This is a genomic window from Amycolatopsis regifaucium (assembly GCF_001613935.1).
GTDB classification, from domain to species: domain Bacteria; phylum Actinomycetota; class Actinomycetes; order Mycobacteriales; family Pseudonocardiaceae; genus Amycolatopsis; species Amycolatopsis regifaucium.
Map to the genome: position 1 here is coordinate 527,944 of NZ_LQCI01000003.1, position 15,717 is coordinate 543,660.

General features: G+C 68.0%; 14 protein-coding genes. 11 read left to right on the forward strand and 3 right to left on the reverse strand.

Annotated elements, in window-relative coordinates; genetic code table 11:
• The first annotated feature begins 287 nt into the window (after positions 1–287).
• The 5 genes from AVL48_RS06325 to AVL48_RS06345 all read left to right on the forward strand — a co-directional run bounded on the left by AVL48_RS06325 (position 288) and on the right by AVL48_RS06345 (position 5,683).
• Positions 288–1,124 carry a Bax inhibitor-1/YccA family protein gene (locus tag AVL48_RS06325; protein ID WP_061986182.1) on the forward strand — a complete coding sequence of 279 codons (837 nt, stop codon included), beginning with the start codon at positions 288–290 and terminating at the stop codon, positions 1,122–1,124.
• 74 nt (positions 1,125–1,198) lie between these two features.
• The gene (locus AVL48_RS06330) at positions 1,199–1,732 is read left to right on the forward strand and encodes an LppU/SCO3897 family protein (RefSeq protein WP_061986180.1); all 534 of its coding nucleotides are present in this window, start codon (positions 1,199–1,201) and stop codon (positions 1,730–1,732) included.
• 110 nt (positions 1,733–1,842) lie between these two features.
• Positions 1,843–2,439, forward strand: a complete 597-nt coding sequence (locus AVL48_RS06335; protein ID WP_244162417.1) for an LppU/SCO3897 family protein — start codon at positions 1,843–1,845, stop codon at positions 2,437–2,439.
• Positions 2,440–2,653: 214 nt separating this feature from the next.
• Complete coding sequence (locus AVL48_RS06340) at positions 2,654–3,922, forward strand: YeeE/YedE family protein (protein WP_061986176.1); 1,269 nt, start codon at positions 2,654–2,656, stop codon at positions 3,920–3,922.
• A 225-nt stretch (positions 3,923–4,147) separates the two neighbouring features.
• Entirely contained in the window at positions 4,148–5,683 is a 1,536-nt protein-coding gene (locus AVL48_RS06345; protein WP_061986174.1) for a DHA2 family efflux MFS transporter permease subunit, read from the forward strand.
• A gap of 198 nt (positions 5,684–5,881) precedes the next feature.
• Here the strand turns inward: AVL48_RS06345 and AVL48_RS06350 are convergent, their stop codons facing one another.
• Entirely contained in the window at positions 5,882–7,102 is a 1,221-nt protein-coding gene (locus AVL48_RS06350) for an acetyl-CoA C-acetyltransferase (protein ID WP_061986172.1), read from the reverse strand.
• 193 nt (positions 7,103–7,295) lie between these two features.
• Between AVL48_RS06350 and AVL48_RS06355 the strand changes: the two genes are divergently transcribed.
• The 5 genes from AVL48_RS06355 to AVL48_RS06375 all read left to right on the forward strand — a co-directional run bounded on the left by AVL48_RS06355 (position 7,296) and on the right by AVL48_RS06375 (position 13,062).
• Positions 7,296–8,666 carry a cystathionine beta-synthase gene (locus AVL48_RS06355; RefSeq protein WP_061986170.1) on the forward strand — a complete coding sequence of 457 codons (1,371 nt, stop codon included), beginning with the start codon at positions 7,296–7,298 and terminating at the stop codon, positions 8,664–8,666.
• Between the two features lie 233 nt (positions 8,667–8,899).
• A complete protein-coding gene (locus AVL48_RS06360) occupies positions 8,900–10,306 on the forward strand; it encodes a hypothetical protein (RefSeq protein ID WP_061986168.1) in 1,407 nt (468 codons plus the stop codon).
• A gap of 153 nt (positions 10,307–10,459) precedes the next feature.
• Positions 10,460–11,020 carry a hypothetical protein gene (locus AVL48_RS06365; protein ID WP_061986166.1) on the forward strand — a complete coding sequence of 187 codons (561 nt, stop codon included), beginning with the start codon at positions 10,460–10,462 and terminating at the stop codon, positions 11,018–11,020.
• A 224-nt stretch (positions 11,021–11,244) separates the two neighbouring features.
• Positions 11,245–11,853, forward strand: coding sequence for a hypothetical protein (locus tag AVL48_RS06370; RefSeq protein WP_061986164.1), 609 nt, complete (start codon positions 11,245–11,247; stop codon positions 11,851–11,853).
• Between the two features lie 51 nt (positions 11,854–11,904).
• The gene (locus AVL48_RS06375; protein ID WP_061986162.1) at positions 11,905–13,062 is read left to right on the forward strand and encodes a cystathionine gamma-synthase; all 1,158 of its coding nucleotides are present in this window, start codon (positions 11,905–11,907) and stop codon (positions 13,060–13,062) included.
• 128 nt (positions 13,063–13,190) lie between these two features.
• On the opposite strand, the gene AVL48_RS06380 is transcribed toward AVL48_RS06375, so the two are convergent.
• A complete protein-coding gene (locus AVL48_RS06380; RefSeq protein ID WP_061986160.1) occupies positions 13,191–13,460 on the reverse strand; it encodes a hypothetical protein in 270 nt (89 codons plus the stop codon).
• Positions 13,461–13,553: 93 nt separating this feature from the next.
• On the opposite strand from AVL48_RS06380, the gene ilvA reads away from it, so the two are divergent.
• On the forward strand, positions 13,554–14,756 hold the full coding sequence (gene ilvA / locus AVL48_RS06385) for a threonine ammonia-lyase (RefSeq protein ID WP_061986159.1): 1,203 nt from the start codon (positions 13,554–13,556) through the stop codon (positions 14,754–14,756).
• Between the two features lie 92 nt (positions 14,757–14,848).
• Here ilvA and AVL48_RS06390 read toward each other — a convergent pair whose 3' ends face one another.
• Positions 14,849–15,706: a ferredoxin gene (locus AVL48_RS06390; protein ID WP_061986356.1), complete on the reverse strand. Its 858-nt coding sequence runs from the start codon at positions 15,704–15,706 to the stop codon at positions 14,849–14,851.
• Positions 15,707–15,717 lie beyond the last annotated feature (11 nt).

A 15,717-nucleotide genomic window follows, 5' to 3' on the forward strand; every position in this document is an offset into this window, starting at 1 on the left:
TGCCCCGGCGCCTTTACGTCGGTGCAGGTCACACGATCGATAGGTTCCCCGACACGCCTTCGGTGTTTATCCGAACACGCAACGTGGAGGGTCGCGTGTGATCAGTGGTTTTGGCAATAGGGCATCAGGTGGGGTATCGGTGAACGGTCGGTGATCTCCGCCGCATACGGTGTGGGGGATGGGCCTCGCCTCGAATGTGAGTAAAGTCGTCTTTACTTCGACGGGAACCGGGCGGCCCGCGCGGTCGTTGAACCCGATGCAGGTGCCAGTAGATCCAGGAGGATCAGGTGCGATCCAGTAGCAACCCGGCGTTCCGGAACCTGCCGCGTGGCGCGGCGGAGTACGGACCCAACGTAGGCTTCAACCAACCCCAGGGCGGGGTCCCCGGCTACGGCCCTCCGCAGACTTCCGCCGGTGCCGGTGACCGTCCGATGACCGTCGACGACGTCGTCATCAAGACGGCGCTGAGCCTCGGCACCGCGCTGGTGACCGGTGTGCTCACCGCGATCTGGGCGATCAGCCAGATCCCGGTGTCGGCGTCCGGCAAGATCATGGGCATCCCCGGTGCCGTGATCGGCGCGCTCGTCGGCGCGATGATCGTCGGCCTCGTGATTTCGCTGGTCATCATCTTCAAGCAGAAGCCGAGCGGCCCGCTCACGCTGGCGTACTCGGCCGTCGAGGGTGTCTTCCTCGGCGCGATCAGCGGTCTGTTCGAAGCGCTGTACCCCGGTATCGCGCTGCAGGCGATCGTCGGTACCGCCGGTGTCTTCATCGCGATGTTGGTCGTCTACAAGACGGGTGCCGTCAAGGTCACCCCGAAGCTGACGAAGTGGATCGTCGGCGCCGTCGTCGGTGTCGCGATCCTGATGCTGGTGAACCTCGTCACGAGTTTCTTCGGGTTCAACCCGCTGCGTGACGGCGGGCCGATCGCGATCATCTTCAGCCTCGTGGTGATCGGTGTCGCCGCGTTCAGCTTCCTGCTCGACTTCGACCAGGCCGACCGGATGATCCGCGAAGGCATGCCTTCGAAGTGGGCGTGGTTCGCCGCCTTCGGCCTGATGACCACGCTGGTCTGGCTGTACCTCGAGATCCTGCGGTTGCTGTCGTACTTCCAAAACGACTGACCGGATTTTCTCCGCGAAAGGGCGCTCCGAGCGATCGGGGCGCCCTTTTCCGTGATGGCGAATACGCTGGCCCCATGACCGAGCACAGTGGTGAACCGCCCAGGCCGAAGCGGTCGAAATGGTTCTGGGTCGGCATTCTGGTGCCGGTCGCGATCGTGGTGCTGAGCGCGTCTTCGTGGATCTTCGGCTATCTCTCCGACACGGACGATGTCCGGGTAGGCGACTGCTACGCGATCACCACGTTCGGCGACGTCGGCGAAGACCCCGTCAAGGCGGACTGCGGTTCGGTCGAGGCCAACGCCAAGGCCGGGGCGAAGACCGAGGCAGGCGGGGCGTGTCCCGCGGGCGAGTACGACCAGCTCACCGTCGACAGGACGTTCGCCTCGTACAAGCTCTGCATGATGATCAACGCCAAGCAGGGCGACTGTCTCGAGAACTTCCTCGCCGACAGCGTGGCCTATCAGAAGGTGCCGTGCTCGGATCCCGCACGGGACGCGGAGGTCTTGAAGGTGGTCGACGGCGTCGCGACCTGTGACGACACGGAAGCGACCGACCTCAAGAGCTACTCGACGCCGCCTTCGACGGTCTGCGTGAGGAGCACCAAATAGCGAGCTCGACCAGGGGATTTCACTCTTTCGGGGACCTGCTTGGTGGCGCTGCTCACGCTAAGTGTTTGATACCGAGGTTCTCATTCCTTTCACACCTGTGAGGTTTCTCGGTGACCACTTCCCAGCCGGCCCCTGGGGGCCAAACGCCGGTGGGACAGCCCGACCCCTTCGGTCCGCCTCCCGGCGGTCAGCCGGTGGCGCCCAAGCGGTCCAAGTTCGCCTGGCTGAGATTCGCGATCCCGATCGTCGTCGTGGTGCTCAGTGCCGGCGCCTTCGCTTTCAACTACTTCACCGGTACGGGCAATGCCCAGCCCGGTGAGTGCTTGAGTGTGAGCGAATTCACGAGGACGGCCGACGAACCGAAGAAGGCCGATTGCGGCGCGCAGGAGGCGAACGTCAAGATCGCCGCGCGCGTGGGTGGCGACGAGGCCTGCCCGCAGGGTGACTACGACACCATCTCGATGTCCGGCCGGATCTCGTACAAGTTGTGCCTGGCGGTGAACGCCAAGCAGGGTGACTGCCTCACGGGCTACAACTCGTCCACCGCCGGCTACCAGAAGGTGCCCTGCACCGACCCCGGCAAGGACGCGGAGCTGCTCAAGGTCGCCGACGTCGTGGACGAGGCCGTGTGTGAAGGCACCGAAGCGACGCACGTGCGGTCGTACTCGATTCCGCCGACCACCTTGTGCCTGAAGGTCGGCAAGTAGCCGACGTTTCGCGTGAAGGCCCCCTTCGCTCGGCTCAGCCGCGGGAAGGGGGCCTTCACGCGTCTCCGGGGAGCAAGGGACCTTTGGTGTCGCCGCCGCCATCCGGCCGCGTGTGAGCCTCCGTTCGTCGCACAGTGTGGGACGGGCTGCGACCGGACGGTCACCGGACCTAACGTTGCTCGTCCCCAACCCCGCCGATCGACCTGGAGTCCTGGTGGCGACGACAGAAACCCAAGCCGGTGCGAAGAAACTCCTCGACTTCCCGACCTCTTGCGCCGCGCCGGTCCCGCGACCGGAGGAGCCGGTCAAGAGCGTGCCGCTGGCGGTCGCGGGGGTGCTCGCCGCCGGCCTGACCTGGTACGTCTGGGCGGCGCACGGGGCGAAGTTCGGTGTCCTGCTCATCCTCGGGCTTCTGCTCGGGCTCGCGCTCTTCCACTCCCGCTTCGGCTTCACTTCGGCCTGGCGCCAGCTGATCGCGGTCGGAAACGGTCAGGGCCTGCGGGCGCACACGCTGTTGCTCGGCACCGCCGCGACCTTGATCGCGCTGATCGTCGGCACCGGCTCCGGACTGTTCGGCAGCACCCCGAACCCGACCGCGGGTGGGCTGGGACTCGCCTTGTTCGTCGGCGCGACGATCTTCGCCATCGGCATGCAGCTGGGTGGCGCGTGCGCGTCGGGAACGTTGTTCGCGGTCGGCTCGGGGCAGTCGACGATCGTGCTGACCCTCGGCGGGTTCATCACCGGCTCGGTCCTCTACACAGGGGCGTATCCGCTGCTTTCGGGCTGGCCCGAGTTCAAGGGCATCCTGCTCGCCGACCACGTCGGCTGGTTCGGTTCGTGGGCGATCACCGTCGCCGTGCTCGTCGCGATCGTGCTGGGCACCCGGTTCGTGCAGAAGCGCCGCAACCCGCCGCCGGTCGGCGTCGTGCCGACCGCGCGCGGGTTCGCCCGGATCTTCCGCGGCTCCTGGCCGATCCTCGTCGGTGCCGTCGTCCTCGGCGTGCTGGCAGGCGCGGTCTTCCTGGTTTCCGGCGGGATCTGGGGTGTCACGAGCGCGTTCAGCCTGTGGGGCGCCAAGATCCTGCAGGTGTTCGGGCTGCACCCGGAGACATGGGAATTCTGGCGTCTCAAGGCGAACGCGGCTTCGCTGGCGGCGCCGATCTGGAAGGACAAGAACAGCCTCACCGACATCGGCATCATGATCGGCGCGGGGATCGCCGCCGCGGCGGCGGGCGCGTGGAAGATCCACAGTTCGATCCCGTGGCGCACCGCCGTCGCCGCGGTGCTCGGCGGGATCCTGATGGGTGTCGGCGCGCGGATGGCGGGCGGCTGCAACATCGGCGCCTACCTCGGCGGTATCTCGGTCGGCAGTCTGCACGGCTGGCTGTGGGGTGTCTTCGCGCTCGGCGGCACCTGGATCGGCCTCAAGCTGCGACCGCTTTTCGGACTCGGCAACCCGGCTCCGACAGACAGCGTCTGCTGATCACCCAGTGTGACAAACCGTATGCGGGCTTGCCCTTTCGGCCCGCATACGGGGAAAAAGTTGGCAGGTAAAACCCGTGTTCGGCTACCCTCGGCAACATGTTGTCGCTTGTGTATCAGTGCACAAGCGCCATGGGGAAGGCCCGGCGCAGGCGCCGGGCGTCAATCTCGCAGTCGCGACCGGCGGGGGTCGTCGCGTCCGCTGATCACCAGGGACGGGTTTTCCATGTCAACACAAGGTCCGGCCGCGCCCGCCGGAGACAAACTCGACGCCGGTGTGCTCAAGGTCGCCGGCGTCGTCATTCTCGGCGCGATCATGGCGATCCTCGACACGACGGTCGTCAACGTCGCGCTCCAGAAGCTGACCATCGAGTTCCAGACGTCGTTCGACACCATCCAATGGGTCGCGACCGGCTACATGCTGGCGCTGGCCACGGTCATCCCGATCACCGGCTGGGCCTCGGACCGGTTCGGCACCAAACGGCTCTACCTGACGGCGATCGGGCTGTTCCTGATCGGCTCGATGCTCACCGGGATGGCGTGGGACGTCGAGTCGCTGATCGTCTTCCGGGTACTGCAGGGCTTCGGCGGCGGCATGCTGATGCCCGCCGGTATGACGATCCTGACCAGGACGGCGGGGCCGCACCGGATCGGGCGCGTGATGGGCGTGCTCGGCGTGCCGATGCTGCTCGGCCCGATCGGCGGCCCGATCCTCGGCGGCTGGCTGGTCGACGCGGTGAGCTGGCGCTGGATCTTCTACATCAACGTGCCGATCGGCCTGATCACCATTCTGCTGGCCTGGCGCCTGCTGCCGAAGGACCGGCCGGAGCCCGGCGAGCGGTTCGACTTCGTCGGCATGCTGATGGTGTCGCCCGGACTGGCGGCGTTGATCTTCGGTGTTTCGAACATCCCGTCGGCCGGTGGTGTCGGCGCGGTGGACGTCTGGCTGCCCGCGCTGGCCGGGGTCGTGTTGCTGGTGGCGTTCGTGGTGCGGGCGAACCGGGTTTCGAACCCGCTGGTCGACCTGAAACTGTTCAAGAACCGGACGTTCTCCGTCGCGATGGTGACGATGACGTTCTTCTGCGTCGCGTTCTTCGGCGCGATGTTGTTGCTGCCCACGTACTTCGTGCTCGCCCGCGGTGAGTCGGCGATGAACGCGGGGCTGTTGCTCGCACCGCAGGGTCTCGGCGCGATGCTGACGATGCCGATCGCGGGCAGGCTGGCGGACAAGATCGGCGCCAGGAAGATCGTGCTGCCCGGGCTCGTGCTGATGCTCGCCGGGCTGATCTCGTTCACCCAGGTCACCGCGACGACGCCGTACTGGCTGCTGCTTTCGGCGCTGTTCGTCATCGGGCTCGGCATGGGCGCGACGATGATGCCGATCACCTCGGCCGCGCTGCAGACGCTCGAGCCGAAAGACATGGCGAAGGCGTCGACGGCGACGAACATCTTCCAGCAGACCGCCGGAGCGATCGGCGCGGCCGTGCTGTCGATCATCCTCGCCGCGCAGCTGGCCGGGAAGTTCGGCGTGCCGACCGCTCAGGGACAGCTCGCCGCGACGGGCGCGATCATGAACCCGGCCACGCACGAGGCGGCCGCGGGATTGGCCGCGGACTCGTTCTCGACGACGTTCCTGTGGTCGATGATCCTGCTGGCGCTGTGCCTGATCCCGGCCGCGTTCCTGCCGAAGAGCAAGCCCGCGCTGCCGGAGGACGCGGCCGACGGCGAGGTCCCCGCGGCGCCGCCGATCATGACCCACTAGGCCCGCAAGGGAGCAAGGGACCTTTGCTGCCACTTGGTTATCGAGGGGCTCTTCACGCGCCGCCCAAGTACATGAAGGCCCCCTTCCTTGCGCTAGGAGCAAGGAAGGGGGCCTTCATGTACTTCCAGCCAGCGGCGAAGGGCCTGACGATGACCTTCGCGAACCTGCCACCTTTGCTCCCTTTTGCAGGTCAGGAGGTCAGGAGAGGCGCTCCAGCACCATCGCCATGCCCTGTCCGCCGCCGACGCACATCGTCTCGAGGCCGAACTGCTTGTCGTGGTGCCGCAGCGAGTTGATCAGCGTCGAGGTGATCCGCGCGCCGGTCATGCCGAACGGGTGGCCGACGGCGATCGCGCCGCCGTTGACGTTCAGCTTGTCGAGATCGATCCCGAGGTCCTTGTAGGACGGGATGACCTGCGCCGCGAACGCCTCGTTGATCTCGACGAGGTCGATGTCGTCGATGGACATCCCGGCGCGCGCGAGCGCTCGTTTCGACGCCTCGACCGGGCCGTAGCCCATGATTTCCGGCGACAGCCCCGAAACGCCGGTCGAGACGATGCGGGCGAGCGGCGTGAGGCCGAGTTCCTTCGCCTTGGTGTCGGACATGATGATCATCGCGGCGGCGCCGTCGTTGAGCGCGCAGCAGTTGCCGGCGGTGATGCGGCCGTCGGGACGGAAGACCGGCTTGAGGCCGGAGACGCCTTCGAGGGTGACGCCGGCGCGCGGGCCGTCGTCCTTCGAGACCACGGTGCCGTCCGGCAGGGTCACCGGCGTGATGTCCTTGGCCCAGAAGCCGTCCGCGATGGCCTTCTCGGCGAGGTTCTGCGACCGGACGCCGAACTCGTCCATCTCTTCACGCGACACGTTCTTCAGCCGCGCGAGGTTCTCGGCGGTCTGGCCCATCGCGATGTAGACGTCCGGCAGGGCGCCGTTCTCCCGCGGGTCGGTCCAGCTGTCGGCGCCTTCGGCGGCCACCTGCGCGGTGCGTGCCTCGGCGTCGGCGAAGAGCGGGTTGTGGGTGTTCGGCCAGGAGTCCGAGCTGCCGTTGGCGAAGCGTGAGACGGTCTCGACACCGGCGGAGATGAACACGTCACCTTCGCCCGCCTTGATCGCGTGCAGCGCCATGCGGGTGGTCTGCAGGCTGGAAGAGCAGTACCGCGTGATGGTGCAGCCGGGCAGGTGGTCGTAGCCGAGTTCGACGGCGACCGCGCGGCCCATGTTGAAGCCCTGCTCACCGCCGGGGAGACCACAGCCCAGCATGAGGTCTTCGATCTGCGTCGGGTCGAGTTCGGGGACCTTGTCGAGCGCGGCGCGGACCATCTGCACGGTGAGATCGTCCGGGCGCATGCTCACCAGCGATCCCTTGCCGGCGCGGCCGATCGGGGATCGGGCGATGGAGACGATGACGGCTTCGGGCATGGAACGACACTCCCTTGTTCTCGATCCAGACACGCGCTAAGCGGTTGCTCACCCGGCATCCTCCACCGGAGTGAGGTGCGGGTCAAAGGCGAACGCGACCTACGCCACTCTTTCGGCCAACACCTTCCGGGCGGCCGAAAGCCCACCGGAGTTGAATGGGCACATCCCGACCTGCGGCGTTTAGGCTGTCACTGTGGATTACGTCGAGCACATCGTGGACCTCGTGGGCAACACCCCGCTGGTCAAGCTGAACGCACTGGCCGAGGGGCTGCAACCGCTCATCCTCGCCAAAGTCGAGTACGTCAACCCCGGCGGCAGCGTCAAGGACCGTATCGCGCTGCGGATGATCGAGGCCGCGGAGCGTTCCGGCGAGCTGAAGCCCGGCGGCACCATCGTCGAGCCGACGTCCGGCAACACCGGCGTCGGGCTGGCCATGGTGGCGCAGCGCAAGGGGTACAAGTGCGTGTTCGTCTGCCCGGACAAGGTCAGCGAGGACAAGCGCAACGTGCTCAAGGCCTACGGCGCCCGTGTCGTGGTGTGCCCGACAGCGGTCGCGCCGGAGCATCCGGACTCCTACTACAACGTCTCCGACCGCCTCGTGCGCGAGATCGAGGGAGCCTGGAAGCCGAACCAGTACGCCAACCCGGAGAACCCCGCCAGCCACTACCACTCGACCGGCCCGGAACTCTGGCGCCAGACCGAGGGCAAGATCACGCATTTCGTCGCGGGCGTCGGAACGGGCGGCACGATCTCGGGCACCGGCAAGTACCTCAAGGAGGTCAGCGACGGCCGGGTGCGGGTCATCGGCGCGGACCCCGAAGGCTCGGTGTACTCCGGCGGATCCGGACGGCCGTACCTGGTCGAGGGGGTCGGTGAGGACTTCTGGCCGGACACCTACGACCGGAACATCGCCGACCAGATCATCCCGGTGTCGGACGCGGATTCCTTCGACATCACCCGTCGTCTCGCGCTCGAGGAGGGGCTGCTCGTCGGCGGCTCGTGCGGAATGGCCGTCGCCGCCGCGCTCAAGCTCGCCGAAGGGCTCGGCCCGGACGACGTCGTCGTCGTGCTCCTGCCCGATGGTGGCCGCGGCTATCTCACCAAGGTGTTCAACGACGACTGGATGTCCTCCTATGGCTTCCTGCCGCCGGATTCCAGCGGCGCCACCGTCGGCGACGTGCTGATGAAGAAGCGCGGCTCGCTGCCCAGCCTGGTGCACAGTCACCCGAACGAAACGGTCGCCGAAGCGGTGGCGATCCTTTCGGAGTTCGGCGTCAGCCAGATGCCCGTGGTCAGCGCGGAACCGCCGGTCATGGCGGCCGAGGTCGTCGGCGCGGTCAACGAACGTGACCTGCTCGAAGCGCTCTTCACCGGCAAGGCGCAGCTGGCCGACCGGCTCGAACAGCACATGTCGTCGCCGCTGCCGACCATCGGCGCCGGTGAACAGGTGGGTTCGGCGATGAACGCGCTGTCGGGCGCCGACGGCGCGCTGGTGCTGGTCGACGGCAAGCCGGCGGGCGTCGTCACCCGTCACGACCTGCTGTCGTTTCTCGCGGGGCGGTAAAGAGGCATTCCATCGGATGGCCGGGCCGGGGCGTTACGAGCGGCCCACCCGGCTATCCGATAGCGTATTGGGTGAGTTGAACTTTTATGTCCTCGTCAAGGGGGTTCAAGACCCAAATGAGTGCTCCGCAGCCACCGAATCAGCCTTGGGGTGGCGCCCAGCCACCGCAGGGACCCCCGAGTGGCCCCCAGCCGCAGCAAGACAACCCGTTCGGTTCCCCGGAACCGACCCAGGTGGTGCAGCCCGGCCAGCCCGCGCAGCCCGACTACGGGCAACCGCAGTACGGGCAGCCCTCCTATGAGCAGCCCCAGGGTGGCGGGTTCGGCGACACGCCGGAGCCCACGCAGGTCGTCCAGCCGGTGCAGCAGGGTTCCGGTGACGCGAACGCGACGCAGGTCGTGCAGCCGGTGAGCGGTGGCGGGGAAGCCCCCGGCGCCGACTCCACCCAGCTCGTGCCGCCGGGTTCGCAGCCGCCCGCCATCCCGTACGCCCCGCCGCCGAGCGCGGCCGACAATCCGGCCGCCGGTGCCTACGGCGCCCAGGGTGGTGGCTTCGGTCAGCAGCAGGGCTTCAGCGGCCCCCAGCCGGGCGGGTTCGACCCGTCGCAGGGGCAGCAGCAGCCCGGCTTCGGTCAGCCCCAGCAGGGCTTCGGCGGGCAGCCGCAGGGCGGTTTCGGTCAGCAGCCCGGTTTCGGCGGACCGCCGCAGGGCTACAGCTCCGCGCCCACCGGTGGCAGTGGCGGGAACCCGATGTTCGGGTTCATCGCCGGTGGACTGGTCGGCCTTCTCGGTCTTCTCGCCCTGGTCTTCAGCTTCGTCTACTTCGGTGACGCGAGTGACTACTCCGAAGGCCTCGACAGCCAGTCCTCGAGGCTCGGACAGGAAGCGGTCGACAAGCTTCTCGACCAGTTCGGCCTGGCGTCGCCCGGCACTGTCTGGCTCTACGTGATCCTGCTGCTGGTCGCCTCGCTCATCGCGACGGCGGCCGGTGTCGGTCTCGCGCTGGCGGGCAAGCTCCCGGCCAAGATCAAGAAGATCGTGCCGATCGCGGTCACCGTGGGCGGTGCGCTTCTGCTGCTTTTCGGCATCCTCCTCCTGGGTTCCACGACCCCGTCGGGCGACGGTGTCCCGGATGAGGTCGGCATCGGCATCGGCCTGCCGCACCTGATCTTCGGCATCCTCATCCTGATCATCGGGGTGCTGGGCCTGATCCCGGCGACCGCGCAGTTCGTCGGCCTCGGTGGCGGCGGTTCGGCCCTCGGTACCACGCAGAGCGGCCAGCCCGGCGGTTTCGGCGGTCCGCCGCAGGGCGGCTTCGGCCAGCCGGGGCAGCCGGGACAGTACGGCCAGCCGCAGCAGAATCCCTATGGTCAGCCCGGTCCGCCTTCGGGCGGGTTCCCGCAGCCTGGCCAGCAAGGCGGTTTCGGTCAGCAGCAACAGCAGCCCGGCCAGCCCGGCGGTGGCTTCGGCCAGCCGGGTCAGCAGCAGGGTGGCTTCGGGCAGCCGGGTCAGCAGCAGGGTGGCTTCGGCCAACCGCAGCAGCAGGGCGGTTTCGGTCAGCAGCAACAGCAGCCCGGCCAGCCCGGCGGTGGCTTCGGCCAGCCGGGTCAGCAGCCCGGTCAGCCGCCGCAGCAGTGGTGATCAGAAGCCACTGAACGGTTTCGCGCAAGACGCCCCCGGCCTGTCGGCCGGGGGCGTCTTGTTTCCGCCGATGTCTTCCGGATCGTCCTCCACGACCTCCTCCGCCCGGCTAGGGTGAGCGCCGTTAACCCATACCCGGCTGATGGGGGCGACGTGACCGGTCCGTACGGAGATCCCGCGCGGCAGCACGGACCGGGCGGTTTCGGATATCCCGCACGGCAGGCACGACCGACCGGCGCGACGGCGATCGTCGCCGCACTGCTCGGGCTCGTCGCCGCGGGTGCCGCCGGGTACCTTCCGATCTACTTCTTCCTCAAACTGCCGTCCGGGTTCAGCATCGGCAATCTGCCGGGTCTCGTGCTGACCGCGCTGGGGTTGTATTTGCTGGCCGCCTTGCTCTTGCTGGTCGGCGCGCTGTCGGCGTTCTTCCGCTCGGTCGCCGGCGCCGTCCTGCTGATCTCCGGCTCGCTGATGGTGATCGCCGCCGTCGTGCTGGAACCGTTGGCGTTCAACGGAACCCACAGTCATTACTTCCGCACGCAGTTCGAGTTCGAGTCGTTCGTCGCCCTCGTCCGGGTGGTCATGTTCGCGGTCGTCCCGTGCACGCTGATCTTCGCGATCATCCCGCCGACGCTGAAATATCTGCGCTGGCGGCCGTCACCGGTCCAGCCCTATCGGCCGCGGGACGAGGTTCCGCGGCAACGCGGTTGGTGAGATCCTGAGGCGTACGGGCGTTGGCTGCTTCTTCGCCGAGGTGAACGGCCAGCCGACGGTCACGAACGACCTCGTCGCGTTCCTGCTCTTCGCGATGGCCGTCTCCGCTTGGTGCCGTCGGTGATCCGCCCGACTTAAAAAACGAAGAACCGTCGAAGCAGGATCGGCTTCCCGGCTGGTGCGGTGGCTGACAGGATGAGTCGAGGAAGTCGACAGGGGGAGCGATGACGTATCAGCAGTACCCACCGCAGGGCGGCTATCCGCCACCCGGCGCCTATCCGCCGCCAGGAATGGCGCTGAAACCGAGTGGCGCCACCGGCATCATCGCCGGGATTCTCGCGATTCTCGGCGGCGTGTGGTTCTTGTCCGGGCTCGTGTGGGTGCTCATCCTGCTGGTCGACCGGGTGCGGTCTTACTACATCGTCGGTGGGATCCTCGACCTCGCCGTCGGGGTGGTCCTGCTGGTCGGCGGGATCCTGTTGCTTCGGCGCAAGCGCGCCGGGCGCATGCTCGTCGTGATCGGCGCGGGCGCGGGGCTCTTCTTCGGAATTGTCCTCGTCGTTCTGCGTACGACCGGGATGGACGTGGCCTATGTGTTCGGAGGGGTCTCGGCCATCTACGGATTCCTCGGGCTGATCGTCCAGTTGCTGATCCCGGCGGTCGCGACGATCGTGCTGGCGTTACTTCCGCCGACCGGTCGCTGGCTCGCGGCAGGCAAGCAGCCCGCGGTGCCCATGTCGCCGCAGAACTTCGGTCACCCTCAGCCGCCGCCCGGATACCCACCTGCCGGTTATCCGCCGCCACAGCAGGGCCCGCCACCCGGCCAGTGGTGAGTTCGATCCCAGACGATGGGATCTCGAGGGGGTGGTCGTACCCTGGACGGTATGGCCGACGACTACTCTCTGCTGGGCTTCGAGACGCGCGCGATCCACGCCGGGCAGACCCCTGATCCCCGGACCGGCGCGGTCATCGTGCCGATCTACCAGACGTCGACCTACGCGCAGGACGGCGTCGGCGGTACGCGCGAGGGCGACTACGAATACTCGCGCACCGCGAACCCCACCCGCACCGCGCTGGAGGTCGCGCTCGCGGCGCTGGAAGGCGCCCGGCACGGCCTGGCCTACGCGTCGGGGATGGCGGCCAGCGACGTCCTGCTGCGGGCGACGCTGCGTCCCGGTGACCACCTCGTGCTCGGCAACGACGCGTACGGCGGCACGTTCCGGCTGATCGACAAGGTGCTCAGCCTGTGGGGCGTCGAGCACACGGTCGCCGATCTCGGGAACATCGCCGAGGTCCGCGCCGCGATCCGGCCGGAGACGAAGCTGATCTGGTGCGAGTCGCCGACGAACCCGATGCTGGGGATCGCCGACATCGCCGCGCTGGCCGAGGTCGCGCACGGCGCCGGAGCGCGTCTGGTGGTCGACAACACCTTCGCCACCCCGTACCTGCAGAACCCGCTTTCGCTGGGCGCGGACGTCGTCCTGCACTCGACGACCAAGTACCTCGGCGGGCACTCCGACGTCGTCGGTGGCGCGATCCTGACCAACGAGGACGAACTGCGCGAACAGCTGTTCTACCTGCGGAACGCGGCCGGTGCGGTGCCCGGCCCGTTCGACGCGTGGCTCACCCTACGCGGCATCAAGACGCTGGCGCTGCGGATGGAGCGGCACAGCGACAACGCCGAACTGATCGCCCGGATGCTGCTTAAGCACCCGAAGGTCGAGCGTGTCTACTTCCCGGGCCTGCCCGAGCACCCGGGCCACGAGGTCGCCTCGAAGCAGATGCGGCGCTTCGGCGGGATGATCTCGTTCACCCACGTCGACGGCGAGCAGGCCGCGCTCGACGTCGCGTCGAAGACGAAGTTGTTCATCCTCGCGGAGTCGCTGGGTGGTATCGAATCGCTCATCGAGCACCCGGGCCGGATGACGCACGCGAGCACCGTGGGGTCGACCCTCCAGGTGCCGGACAATCTGCTGCGCCTGTCCGTCGGCATCGAGGACGGCAGCGACCTGGTCGCCGACCTGGCCGCGGCCCTGGGCTGACCGCCGCCGAGCCCAGGGGGAGCAAGGGACCTTTGCTATCGTTAGCGTACCCATGCTAACTAAGTGAGCGCAAAGGTCCCTTGCTCTTTTCGCGCTGGTCAGCGCGGTGTGGTGGAGGAATCGCCCGGTTACGGGCGGAAGTTGCCGGGCTGGACGTCGCCGGCTTCGTGCGAGGTCCCCTGCGGCGCGGCGGGCAGTTCGGAGCCGTCGACGCAGCCGCCGACGAGTTCGATGTGGTTGTCGTGCCGGATGTACTGACCCGGGTCCACACAACCGGCGCGATCGACGGTGTAGACCGCGGCGCCGGTCAGCAGCGCGGCCGAGGTCAGGGCCAGCACGGCCGGCAGCATCCCGGCGGAACGGGTCGCCCGGACCCTGCCGATGTTCCCCCGTGCCATGCGCGCTCCCTGGTCGCTTTCACCGCCGTCGTCAAGAGTACCCGGACAGTGAACCTGTCACGTGACGTATCCGTCAGGTGGCATCATCCGGTCATGGAATTGGTCGGCGTCGAGAAGGTCCGGGCGGCCCGCAAGCTGCTGGAAGGCGTGACTCGCGTGACTCCCATGGAGCACGCCAGAGATCTTCGGAAGCTCCATGGCGGCCCGGTCCACCTCAAATGCGAGAACCTCCAGCGGACGGGTTCGTTCAAAATCCGCGGCGCGTACACCCGAATCCACGGCCTGTCCGCCGGGGAACGCGACCGTGGGGTGGTCGCGGCGAGCGCGGGCAATCACGCGCAAGGGGTAGCGCTCGCGTCGGCGCTGCTCGGGACGAAGGCCACGGTCTTCATGCCGCAACGCGCGCCGCTGCCGAAACTCGCCGCCACTCGCGGCTACGGCGCCGACGTCCATCTGCACGGTGAGGTGCTGGAGGAGACCCTTGCCGAGGCGATCGCGTTCGGCGAGCGCACCGGGGCGGTGTTCATCCACCCGTTCGACCACGCGGACATCATCGCCGGGCAGGGCACTGTCGGATTGGAAATCCTCGACCAGGTCCCGGGCGTCCGGACGGTGCTGGTCTCGACCGGAGGCGGCGGTCTGGTCGGCGGGGTCGCTTCGGCGGTGAAGGCGCTGCGCCCGGAAGTGCGGATCGTCGGCGTCCAGGCCGAGGAAGCCGCCGCGTATCCGCCGTCGCTGGCCGCGGGCGAGCCGGTCCGGCTGCGTGAGATGCACACCATGGCCGACGGGATCGCCGTCGGCCGACCCGGGCCGATCAGCTACGCGCATGTCGCCGCGTTGGTCGACGACGTCGTGACAGTGACCGAGGAGTCGCTTTCGCGGGCGGTACTGCTTTGCCTGGAAAGGCGGAAACTCGTCGTCGAACCGGCGGGCGCGGCCGGGGTGGCGGCACTGATGCAGCATCCGGGCGCCTTCGAGCCGCCGATCGTGGCGATCCTTTCGGGCGGCAACGTCGACCCGGTGCTCCTGCTCCAGATCGTGCGGCACGGGATGACCGCGGGCGGCCGCTATCTGAAGCTGCGGCTGCTGGTACCGGACAGGCCGGGCTCGCTGGCTTCGGTGCTTTCCCGTGTCAGCGAACTGGGCGCGAACGTGCTGGACGTCGAGCACTCGCGGGTCTCGGGGAGTCTCGCGCTCGGTGAGGTCGAGATCTCCCTCGCGCTGGAGACTCGCGGCCCTTCGCATTGCGCCGAGGTGGCGGAGGCGCTGCAGAAGGCTGGTTGGACGGTGGTTTGAGCGCAATGAAGGGGCCTTTCATCGCAAATTTCGCAATGAAAGGGCCCTTCATTGCGCGCCAGGGGGCACGTTGCGCGCGGGGGAGGGTGGTCCTAAGTGGACGGTTGGCCGGTGATGGCGGCGACCGCGAGTTCGCGTTCGGGCTCGCCGACCTCCGGCAGGGTGAACCGCAGCGCCCGGATGTGGGTGAGCAGTTCGGGATCGGGTGCCACGTCGTGCTCGCGCAGATAGTAGGCGACCGCGCCCGGCCAGTACCACCGGCCGTCCGTGCGGAAGTTCAACGGTACCAACGGTTCCCGATCGGGTTCGAAGGCGTCGGCGTCGTAGGTCCGTGACGCCAGCACGACCGGAGCGCCGTCAAGGTACTCCAGCACGCGGTCCCGCTCGGCGGGAGACAACGGCTCGCGGTCCACCACCGGACGGCCCGACTCGTCGAGCCCGTCGTAGACACGCGGAGACTTCAAGGCCTCCGGTGTCTCCGCGGGCGGGGTCGCGACCAAGGGCCCGGCGGGTTCCAGGCCGGCTCGTTGCCTGAACCAGGGCGGGATGTACTGCTCGGCGCGCGGGAAGAACCGAAGCTCGTCTTGGAAGCCGATCGGCGGTGGCGCCTGCCGCCACGGCGGCTCGACGTCCAGCAGGAAATCCGTGCCGAGCACCGTCGCCGAGCCATAGACCAGGATCGTGCTCAGCCAGGTCCCTCTGCCGGGCTGGTACATCCCCGCCCGAAGATTTCCGAGCAACTGCACGGCTTCCGGGCTCGGCTGCACCGGGCGGGGCAGCCCGTCCTGACCGGTGACGAGCAGGTCGACCTCGACATGCCTGCCCGCCGCCCGGTACTCGACGCGCATCTGCTGCCAGCCCGGAGGCAGCGGGGTGGCGAGGGCATGGCCGATCTGCCAGACGAGCTGCTGTTGCTGCTGCTGGGTCAACGGTACTTGTGGTCGGCTCATGTCCCCTCCCG